The organism is Desulfosarcina sp. (assembly GCF_033791525.1).
Classification (GTDB): Bacteria; Desulfobacterota; Desulfobacteria; order Desulfobacterales; family Desulfosarcinaceae; genus Desulfosarcina.
The window spans coordinates 22,293-33,619 of the sequence record NZ_JASJGN010000026.1 but is presented as its reverse complement, the minus strand read 5'-3'; the positions used below and the strand labels follow the sequence as shown (position 1 = coordinate 33,619).

The window sequence follows — 11,327 nt, the reverse complement described above, 5'->3', positions numbered from 1 at the left end:
ACTTCAAAATAGCTTTCCGGAGTTAAGGGATCACATCCGTTATCCTTTCACGATTGGTTGGCACCACCCGGCTGCACAGCATGGATGGTGGACCCTGCCATCAGTGAACGCATAGAATCAGACCAGTTCATGCGCCTCTGTTAACCGGCGCTGTTTGAACCGGACACCAAGGAAAATCAGGGATAACCCGATCCGTTACCTGAACTACAAGCATCCATAGCGAAGCATTGACTACCCAAAAGTCGTTGAGGAGATCGGGTTCGAAAAAGAACGAATTCTATCCTGGAAAAAGAATAATGCGATGAAGAAATGTTGCAAACATGCTGTTCGTCATCGTTTCGTGGATATCAGGGATTCACATGCGCAGAACAAAAGCTGGCGCATAAGAGAAATCGTGCTTGATTAACAACTTCTTTATTTATCATATATTTACGTATTTATAAATTTATGTCAATATTTTTTAATAATAAAGAATTATATGCGCTCAATGTTTTTATTTATTAAATATGGACCTCTATGAAGCTCCAGTTTAATCGGGTGTGACCGTATCCCCATCATACTATGCTCTGTGTAACAATGAACTCATGACCAAAGAGAAGGCAACGGCATTAGGTATAAAGGAATACTTGATGAAACTCGTCGCAATGAAGGATCTATCAAGTGGGGTTCGTGATTCCATTGATAAGGAAATTATTTGATATGGGAAATATTGACTTTTTGTGGTTTCTTGAAAAAATCGATGAATTGTGCTCCGTATTAAGAATCTCATTCCTCTTTAAACAAAAAATATCGAAACTAAAACTGCACCTATCAATATCGCCAAAAATTCCAGATACCTTGCCAGTCACTGAAATAAAGGCTAATTCCAAGCACCACTACATCATGTGGTCAGGCGAATTTTTTGGTGGGTGGTGATTACACACCAATCAGTGAATATATCTGACAAATCGGTCGCGTGGTGATGTATTGAGAGTATCAAATTTCTGCAAATATTGAAGATATCCTTCGACTCAGTTTTTTTAAACAAATGACGGCTATACGATTCTTTCGAATAGGCAGCTGCTTTTCCCGGTTCCTCTTAAATGGCAGGTTAGCCTTTCTTGCGATCCTCAACACATAGCCATATTCCCTCAACATGCGATAGACTGAACTACCAACTTTCACCCAAACTGAGCGATCCACCTTTCTCGAAGAAGGTCGATTGGTAACGATCACGGTGGGGTACCATCGATGGTTGTATTCAAAAGGTGAAACCCCTTGGGTTTGCCGATCTTTATCCGCCTCAGGCGGATCACCACATCTTCGGCGTTAGCTATCGCCGCGCATAGTCCACTATAGCGCGACGACATCTGCCTTGAATCTGCGGCAAGCTCAACAATCGCTCAGCTTGGGTTTCAGTATATATGTGTCTAGACTTTATTTAGGCAGAAACCACACCCAAATCCTGAGTTCATCGCTTAGGGGTAGATGACTCAACCGCTTTTATTTGCATGGTGAATTCGTGAAGCACCTCTTAAAGGTAAATCTGATACTATTGTCAGCTGTAGTCCTGATAGGATTGATTCTGTTGAACACTTACTTTGAAATTAAATCTCGATAAATTTAACCTGCAATTGATCCGCCATGGGGTTCCCTGTTGTACAGGCGGCCATTGCTGGTCTTAAGAAATGCCTCTAATGCAATATCCTCCTGTTTTATAAATCCTTTGTTTGCGATCGAACCGCTGTGAACCATTTCTACGATTGCACATAACGAGGCTGCTGTAGTCCAGGAAATTGCACTCCAGGACTGCCCGTCAATGTCGACAGGATAATAAGCATTTACAAATTCTTCCCGAACCAGCTGTTGGTTTTGTTGGCCTTCGGCTGAGGCATGAACATAGACAACATCTTTTTTGACGGGCGGTTTGGCATTCGTCAAAATCCCTCCGGCCATTTTCCGGTTCTCGCGCATCAATAATTCATGAAAGAAAAAGTTCATTAACTTGACGTGGCCTGGGCAACGAATGCTTTTATAATCCAGGTTTTCGATAACTCCCAAATAGGTTTCACACATGGTTCCCAGCCCGCCCGACGTTGTGAACGCTTCCAATTGGATACCATCGATGACCAGCCCTTCAACCCATTCCATCGGAGATACCCATTTGTGGACCCCATTTTCGATCACTTCGCAATCGTTCAAATACTCGTTCACGACGCCTTCAGGCGACCAATTAAAGGCATAACCCAAAAGTCCGGTCGGATGCTGTGGAAGCGCGCCGACGCGTAATCTCAAATTGCGAACCTTATCAAAATGTTCAGCCAAAGAAGCGCCGACAATGGCAATGAACCCTGGTGCAAGACCGCATTGGGGAGCCAGAATTGAGTCTGCCGATGAGCTCAGTTTAATGATTGCTTGGGTCGTGGGCAAATCTTCGGTGAGGTCAAAATAATGAATCTTGTGCAGGCACGCCTGTTTCGCGACATCAAGATTAAACGGGTAATGAAGACAGGACACAACGGCATCATGGGCCTTCATCAGATCCACAACCTGTGAAATATCGGCCATATCGATTTTCTTCGTCTCAAAAGAAAGACCCGTTTTTTCGCTGCGAGCGGCACCGACAACCTGAAATCCCGTTTTTTCGAGCAGTACACCGACCAGCGTCCCCACTTTCCCTAAACCTAAGACCAGAATGGATTGTAGAGGCATTTCTCAATCCCCTGTTAGGTGTCGACAGGCTTAATGTTTTCCGGTCGATTGTTTTTAACCGAATTGACCTGTTTGGATACGGCAATGGCGAGTATCTCTTGAGTGGGGGCCACATTGTAGTTGGGCGCGACATCGACGCTGGCCACGTCGATGGGGAAAAATGACCCCAACGTTGCAAAAGCTGGAGGACTTCAGAGCCAAGGAGTCAAGGGTGAAGCTGTAATCGGCTACCGCGATCCCTTGACTACGCGGGTCGCAGATCCCGTTTAAGACTGGAATCTGAAGTCCTCCAGCTTTCCTGAAAGAAGGCTAAACTGCCCTATAGACACCACGCTCGGCATTTTCGATTTTGCCCTCTTTTTTCAACCGAAAAGTAATATTGTATACTTTTCGTTGATCATATCCCGTCGCTTGCATCAATGCGGCGATATCCATACCCCGGTCTGATTTTCTGAGCATGTCGTAGACGATTTTGGTGGATGGAATTCTCTTGATCATTTCGACCACACCGTTCTTCACCACCACCTTTTTCCTGACGGGCGATCGTTTGGCTTTTGGCCGCGGTGATTCCTCACCGTTCATTTTCTCAATTGCGGCAAGGATGTTTCCAACACTTGCGGCCAGCTGCTGAAGGCTTTTATCGACCGTTTGAAGTTCATTGTGTATCTCTTGCAGAGTCTGTGTGTTTCCCATTGTCGTGTAGTCCTTTGCCTGTTCGAGGACGGACAGTTTCCCGTTGGCAGGCGTTTATCTGATAGATTCGAGCTTGTACATCCGCGCAGCGCCCCTTGACGCCTTGACCGTTACAATTAGAAAACTGGCTATACCACCCAACAATAATACGTGACCAATCATGTAGCAACTGACTTTGATCATTAATAATATTGGATCAGGAATAACTAACAGGCTGGTGCCTGACTGGCTTCAATTTCGAACCCTGCGCCGCGGCAGAACAAGGTAAACACAAGCTCCACCAAGAAAAGAAGTATCAATGCCGAACTCTCCGCCATGAACTTCGGCGCAGTATCTAATGCTTAAAAGGCCCAACCCGGTGCCGTCAGGTTTCGTTGTGTAAAACGCTTCAAGAACTCGGTTTCGTTCTTCTGGTGGAATACCCGGGCCGTCATCGTTGACCTCAATTCGGATATTATCATTATCGCCGGAAACCTTCACAAGGATCTGTCCTTGCTCCCCGGTTGCCTCCGCCGAGTTAACGATAAGATTCAAAAGGGCTCGGTGGAGTATGGATTCATCAACCTCTGCATAGCTCTTTTCCGGTAAATCGCTCTTAATAGAACAACGTTTTACCTTTTTATGAGTCATCGCCAACTTAAGTGCAACGGCCACTGCAGAAACTATATTTGTTTTGTGAATCTCGCTCGAAAGGTGCTTTCCACTCGCATCTGCCAGTCTTTTTGCATAATCGCGGATTTGATTGTTAACGCTTTGCAGGTTGTCAATATGTTTCATATCCGAGCGTTTGAGTTCCTGGCTCTGGGCTAACTTTTCTATGGCAAACTGACTAACCGTCAGAATGTTGTTTAGATCGTGCGCAATAGAAGATGCGAAAATTCCAGCCATGGCCTGTTTTCCTGCAGCAACAATCGCATCGCGTTGTCCGACGACAGTTCGCTCCTTACGCTGCAAGCGTTGGAACAGAAAAAACAGTGCGGCAAAAATCAATAATGCGGTAGTCAGTACAAATAACGACCCCTTATACAATTCAATATACTCAAGTTGTTCCTTGGATATAACGCTGGATGCTGCAACGTGCGATGAAACAAAGATATAAATGATGCTGAAAAAGAAATAGACCCCAGCGACAAGAGCCGCCATACGGAAAGGTTTGATGGATTCCGGAATAAAGGATCTGTCTTCGAGCAAGCGCATGGAGGCAAATTTAGATTTTTTTGACACCTGTTCACCTCAACGTGGTCCAACTTTTGCTTTTTTTCCAAACCAAAATTGTGTGTCCTTTCGAAGATGTCATTGGCACAATGACAACATGGAAATAGATGTCAATCATCCGATCTTCGAATGCCTGGCCGCCCACCGTATTGATTTCATGCATCTCGATCAATTAACAACTATCGGTTGAAAAAACAGCCGGAATCCAACCCGCGCAAGATTAATGTCGTAATAATGACACTGCTCGGGAAGGGAAAAAATTAAGAACGGATCGAAAGGGCTTGTGAAAAATGAGGCGCTAACATTTTGGCGAGGTCATCCCTCCCTCTACAGGTCAAAACTTAACCATCGGAAATTAATTTACAAGCGCGGTAGGATGATACCGTTTGCCGCTAAAAAATGAAGCAAGGTTAAGCTTTTTTGAAGCTTGCAGCAACACCTGAATTGAACATTCCCCGCGGCACCGGTACTCGGGATCTCTGCTTCGCTCCGACAAGCGACGGGAAATGTGCTTGCTATCGTGGTTCAATATCAGTTCGGTATTGGATATCTTTACAACACTATCGAAGCCCCCCAGTGGTATCCAATACTTGGCGTACTTTTTGTGACAACTCGGAGACGCTAAAGGGCTTTTGGATGAAACCATTGCATCCTCGGTTCATTATTTTTTGTGCCTGACCATTGATTGCATAGCCGCTGGCCAGCATGATCGGTATTTCCGGACAGGTTTCTCGAATGCCATCGAACGTCCTGCCACCGTCCATACCCGGCATAATCATGTCGAGAATAACCAGGTCAATGCTGGGGCCTATACGGTGAACAACTTCTAATGCTTCTTCACCACTTTTTGCGGTAATGACCTGATAGCCCATTCTTTTCAACAAGGCCTGGCCGACGTCTATGATCATATCCTCGTCATCGACGATCAAAATTGTCTCGGACCCATTGGATATATTCTTTTCAGATGAAGCTTCTTTAACCACCAATTTCTCAGAAATCGGCAAGTAGAGGTTAAACGTCGTTCCATGGTCGACGTTACTGTCTGCATGAATGATACCCGCATGGTTTTTGATGATGCCATAGGCTGAAGCCAAACCTAATCCCGTGCCCCGGCTTTTTTCTTTCGTCGTGAAAAATGGATCGTAAATATGTTGAAGGGTCTTTTGGTCCATGCCGATACCGGTATCCGTGACCGACAAATGGGCATAGCGTCCGGGTTCTATCTGATGAGGCCTGCAGTCCTTATTGCCTAGCACGACATGTTTGGTTTCCAATCGCAGGGTACCCCCTTCGGGCATCGCCTGCCAAGCATTGACATAGAGGTTCAGCAGTACCTGCTCAATCTGCCTGCGGTCGGCCTCGACCACGATATTCGCGTTATGGAATTGGGTCTCGATGATGATTTCTTTTTTGGTCCGGCCAAACATGTTGGCACTTTTAAGGACCAACTCGTTTATGTTAGTGGGCTTGACTTCGTATTTTCCACCGCGCGCAAAACCCAGCAACTGTTTGGTAAGATGGGTCGCGCTAAGAATGTAATCCTCGATGGCATGCAGATGCTCCAAAACCGGATGAGAATCTTCCATGTCCATTGATATCAGTGATGAACGGCCCTGAATGCCCATCAGAAGGTTGTTGAAATCATGTGCGATACCACCGGCGAGGGTACCCAGTGACTCCATCCGCTCGGCATTTTGAAGCTGGGCATAAAGCCGTTGCCGCTCGCTGATGTCCCGGATTACCCCATGTGTGCCGACGTGCCGTCTCTCTCCATCGATAGCGGATTTTTCATATATTCCCATGGATTTGAGTTCGACGGTCAAGTGTCTGCGAACGCTTTCGTTTTGCTGCACATCGCCAACCGCCTTCAATCGTAGCTCAATCCCTGACGCGGCGCGGTCTCCCGATCGCCGCTCATCAAAAAACCATTGGGCCTTGTCCCGATCCTCCTCACAAACAATTGTCGAATAGTGTTTCCCAATCAAACCATCGACAGTGAACCCCAATAGATGTTCCAATGCTTCACTTAAAAAGGTGAAATTCCCATCGGCATCCAAGGTGTAGATAATGTCCGGGCTGTTCTGAACCAGATAGCGGTATTTCTCCTCAGACCGGTATAGTTCATGGTTGATTTTATCCTTTTCCCGCTTCAGCGCTTTTTGATTAAGCGCATTTTCAACAGTCCTGAGAAATTCTTCGAATTCAAAGGGTTTTCTGAGGTAGTCGTAAGCCCCGCATCTCAGGGAGGCCAGTGCTGAATCGAGATTTGCATCTCCGGTGATAACGATGACGGAGATGTCCGGATTCCGGGCTTTAATCTTCTCGATGAGGTCGGTGCCAATGATATCCGGTAAATGGATATCCAAAACAGCCAGGTCGAATGCATTCTCACCGACCCGGACCAAGGCATCCTGGCCGCAGGCCGCCGTTGTAACTTCGTAATCCTTGGATTTAAGAAGGTACGCCAAGCTCTCACAAATTCTGATTTCGTCATCGACGACAATGATTTTTGGCGATCGCCACATCAATGACACCCTGTCTCTATCGATTAAAGGCACCTTGTATCGGCAATTCAATTTTAAATACTGTCCCTTGGCGCGGGAGGCGCGTACAGCTTATCTGGCCATGCAATGATTTAACAATGTTGTAAGCGATGGAAAGGCCTAAGCCGGAATGCCCGCCTTCCTTGGAACTCACATAAGGGTCGAACAATTTCTCTTTGATATCTTCTGGAATTCCGGGCCCATCATCCTTGAATTGTATCTCGACATATCCATTGAAGTCCTTTTTTCCGTGCACGTGCTTGCCGCTGATCGGTGGTGGTAGATGTCGGGTCTGAATAAAAAGATTCCCACCCGCTTGCATGGCTTCAGCCGCATTTTTAATGAGATTGATAAAGACCTGCTTGAGTCCTGCCTTTTCTGCAATGACTGGTGGTAAATCCTTTTCGAGATCTGTGTGCAGTTTTACATCTGCATGTCTTAAAAGGGAATCCTTGGTTAGCTTGACGATGTCCATCAGCAAAACATTGATATCGGTCTTTTCTTGTGTGGGTGCTTTTTCCGTGGAAAAATCAGTTAATTTTCTAAGGAGATCGGCAACACGGCTGATCTCTTCGTTGACAATTCTGATCTCATCCAGGGCTATATCTTTGCCGGTCAACTTTATTTCAAGAACCTTAAGATAGTTTTTGATAATGCTCAAGGGATTGTTGACTTCGTGAACCACTCGTCTGGCCAGATCGCTGGAGGCCTCCGCCCGTTTTGCCTGAATGTCTTGCAATTGAATCTGCTTCATATGGTCGAGCCGGAGTGCCAAGGCTCCTTTATGGATAAAAAGATTCAACAGCTTCTGGTTCTCTAAAAGGAACGGCAAGTCGTTTTTTTGGAGTGCCAGAACCAGAACCCCCACTGCATCACCATGTGCGATAAGTGGAAGACAATAGATCCCTTGTCCGTCGAGCAGGCGAATGAGCTGTTCATCGAGAATCGTCAATGGGTGTTGTTCCGCAGTTGAAAAAGAATCCAGCGGTTTCTTTTCGAGAAGCGCCTTTACCAACAGGCATTGATCCAACCCCATAGAGACGGCAATGCCGTGGTTCTTTGTATACCGCCCATTTTTATCTTGAAGATACCCAAAAAGAACGTTTTTTTCTACATCTAACTGGTAGTAAAGGAAGCGGTTTACGTCCAGCAGGATTTTCAGGCCGTCTGAGATGACGGACAGGATGTCATTCTGATCCTCCGTCGTTAAAAAACCCTCGAGCGAGCCCATGAGCAGCGACACGTTCTTGACATCCCGGACCAGGGCATCCTGTATCTGCTGATCTTTTTCATCGATCGTTTTTTGGGCTGGTTCCTCCACGTTTATATCGATGCCTAATGCATCGGCCACCTCCTTGGCCTCCTGGCCGGATTTCTCAATCAACACGTAGCATTCGTCTGAACTCAGCCCTAAAATCTGTTGGGCCAATACGACGCCTTGGTTCATTCCGGGTTCGGTGTCCTGGCACAAAAAATTGGCAATACAGACAATCTGCGTCATCGGAAGGGCCTGGGCAATGCGGACCGGACTTTCATGATGGTAACGCACTGCATCGGAAATCATGGGCTGGAAGTTCCAGCGATCGAGAAGCCATGCCGCCACCTCGCAATGGGTTGCCCCCAGGCGGGCTTCTCCCTCAATCAACTGCTGCCCATCACCACGACAATCTCCAAGAAGCGCTTCATACGCCGCTTGGCAATTTACCCACAACACGACCTTACCAATGTCATGCAAAAGGCCGGAAACAAAAGCCTCATCCCGTTGATCGGAATTCATCTCCGAAGCGATGCTTTTTGATAAAAAGGCACATCGGAGAGAGTGCCACCAGAACATTTTCAGGTTGAAATTCCCGTTCTTTTTCGGTTTGGGAAAGGCTTCATAAACGCAGGCACAGATAGCCATGTTCCTGATTCCGCTGGTACCGACTATAACCACGGCCTGATTGATTTCCTGAACTTTTTGAGGCAATCCAAAATAAGCTGAATTGACCAGCTTCAGGATCTTGGCACTCAAGGAGGGGTCCTTGCCTACAATGGTTGCGATTTCAATGAGATCAACACTGTCCTGGCTGCAAGATTCAAAAAGTTTTAGCAGTATATGAGGAAGCGTGGGAAGGTTTTTCAGGGTAGATAATTTGTCAAAAAAAGGTTTCTGTGCTTTCATTTACAGCAGCCTTCCAGATCAGAAAGAGTATCAGACCAGGTCTGTCCCATTGTGCCGTCAGATATGCAGCGTTTCAGAGGTGGCTTCGTGAATCAGTAAATCCCCTGACCCGGTGAATATCCGGGTGGTTTGGCGCAAGAACGAGCCGACTATTGGTTATTGAAAATGGTTTCCTTCTGCTGTGGTCATATCGGCATACTCAATTTTTACTTTAGCTTAGAGATGAAAAAAAGACACCCAGAGTGATGTGGGGTGTCGGGGCTCTCGTGGACTTAGTAAGATAAAAGGCAGCCCCGTGTATGTGTCGATCCTTACCGTTCAATGACCTTTTACCATTTGTCAATTTCAATGAAGTTTAGGGTGGATAAAGTGGTCGGTCAAGCAAATAGTCAACATTTATTAACCGGCACCGGTCTTCGATTGTCAAAAATTGTTTTAAATATTGATGGTCTCGTAAAAAGTCGCATTTCCGACGGATTCGTAAAAAGCCCGAGATCAAGGCTTGCGAATTCTAAGGAATGAGGCGTACTTACGGTACGCCGCAGTGACGAAGGATGAAGCGTAACGCAGATATCGGGCTTTTTACGAATCCGTCAAATATTGGTTCATGAATACATCACACCGGAAACCGGGGAATCCCAGTCCAAATGTTGGTCTTTAACCAGACGGGAACGAAATCCTGCGGCAATCTCAGATGGCATAGGGACGGCTTTGCGCACCTTCAGGTTGGCATGGGTAATTAAAGATTCAATAATGGACGCCAATCCGTCTGTGTCTTGATTGGCCATGAAATGCATTAAATGAATTCGTTTATCCGTAAGGTCAAGCAAACGGGTATACACAGCAACGTTCTCTCCCGGCCGAACCTCAGCGAGATACTGAATGAACTGTTTGAGTACGAAAACCCCGTTTTCTGTCTTGCTGAAATATGCGTCGTCCAATCCATAGTCCGCAAACATGCGCCAAGTTGCCTTGTCAAATACGGTCATGTAATAGCGAACATTCATGTGGCCCATTCTGTCCATGTACGCTGCGGGGATCGTTTGCCGATGATAGCTGGGAAGATCAGTGAGATCCGCCATGACAACCTGGCAGGTTTTCATTTTATCCCAATATCCGCACTCAGTAGCAGGTATCATATTCTTTCTCCTATTGGTGACCGGAGCTGAAAATCAGTTGGTCTGCGATCGCTTGCAAAGGGCCGTGGCAGAACATTCGAAATCAAAATCAATCGGCTTCGGTGTCACGAGTCGAAACCATCCATTTTAGAAAAGAGGCGCTGTGCGTTGTATTTCGGAAAACCCAGTTTAATGATCCGATCCGCCGTCTTCTGGATATCATAAGCGACGAATCGCAAATCGAATTCATCTGCTTCGGAATCGTAAATCGCATATTTCGCTCGGGGATCGCCATCGCGCGGCTGGCCCACACTGCCGACACTGACGATGTATCGGGAGTCCCCACGCAGTCGGGTTTTGCCTTCTCGCAAGAAAATGACATCCAGATCGATCTCATCAAACGAATAACCGATCGGACGATGGGTGTGGCCCACGAAAATCCTTTGTTGTGCGACCGCCATCATGCGGGCAGCAATTTCGCCATCGCCGGCCCAGTGCAAATAGGTGGTTGCGGAATCCGGGGGCATGCCGTGAACGAAGCGCATTTTATTTAAGATGGTATAGCGCGGCAACTGCCCGATGAAAGCCAGGGTGGCGGCGGAAAGCAGATTCCGGGTAATCAGGATGGACGCGCGGGCATCGTCCGACATCTCTTCCAACCGTTCGTCTTCATGAATCGCCAACTCGTGGTTTCCCGCGACGCTGCCAATGCCTTTTTCAATCACAAAATTAACCACCGCTTCCGGCTCAGGACCGTAGCCGACCATATCCCCCAGGCAGACCAGGTTGTCGACATCGTTTTGCCGGATGTCAGCATACACGCTATTGAGCGCCTCAAGATTACCGTGAATGTCTGAAATGATGGCAATTTTCAAAAGATTGTCCCGATCTGACCTCCAGGAG

Annotated in this window: 8 protein-coding genes; all 8 read right to left on the bottom strand. The window is 46.7% G+C overall.

Features of this window, described 5'->3' with window-relative positions:
• Positions 1–1,602: 1,602 nt before the first annotated feature.
• Entirely contained in the window at positions 1,603–2,691 is a 1,089-nt protein-coding gene (locus QNK41_RS01235; protein WP_319252926.1) for a saccharopine dehydrogenase family protein, read from the bottom strand.
• Positions 2,692–2,705: 14 nt separating this feature from the next.
• Positions 2,706–2,861 carry a hypothetical protein gene (locus tag QNK41_RS01230; RefSeq protein ID WP_319252924.1) on the bottom strand — a complete coding sequence of 52 codons (156 nt, stop codon included), beginning with the start codon at positions 2,859–2,861 and terminating at the stop codon, positions 2,706–2,708.
• A 139-nt stretch (positions 2,862–3,000) separates the two neighbouring features.
• Positions 3,001–3,384, bottom strand: a complete 384-nt coding sequence (locus QNK41_RS01225) for a hypothetical protein (protein WP_319252922.1) — start codon at positions 3,382–3,384, stop codon at positions 3,001–3,003.
• Between the two features lie 231 nt (positions 3,385–3,615).
• Entirely contained in the window at positions 3,616–4,608 is a 993-nt protein-coding gene (locus tag QNK41_RS01220; protein ID WP_319252920.1) for a HAMP domain-containing sensor histidine kinase, read from the bottom strand.
• Between the two features lie 551 nt (positions 4,609–5,159).
• A complete protein-coding gene (locus QNK41_RS01215; protein WP_319252918.1) occupies positions 5,160–7,124 on the bottom strand; it encodes a response regulator in 1,965 nt (654 codons plus the stop codon).
• Positions 7,125–7,140: 16 nt separating this feature from the next.
• The gene (locus QNK41_RS01210) at positions 7,141–9,306 is read right to left on the bottom strand and encodes an HDOD domain-containing protein (protein ID WP_319252916.1); all 2,166 of its coding nucleotides are present in this window, start codon (positions 9,304–9,306) and stop codon (positions 7,141–7,143) included.
• 605 nt (positions 9,307–9,911) lie between these two features.
• Positions 9,912–10,409: a thioesterase family protein gene (locus tag QNK41_RS01205; RefSeq protein ID WP_319252914.1), complete on the bottom strand. Its 498-nt coding sequence runs from the start codon at positions 10,407–10,409 to the stop codon at positions 9,912–9,914.
• Positions 10,410–10,549: 140 nt separating this feature from the next.
• Complete coding sequence (locus QNK41_RS01200; protein ID WP_319252913.1) at positions 10,550–11,299, bottom strand: metallophosphoesterase family protein; 750 nt, start codon at positions 11,297–11,299, stop codon at positions 10,550–10,552.
• Positions 11,300–11,327: the final 28 nt, after the last annotated feature.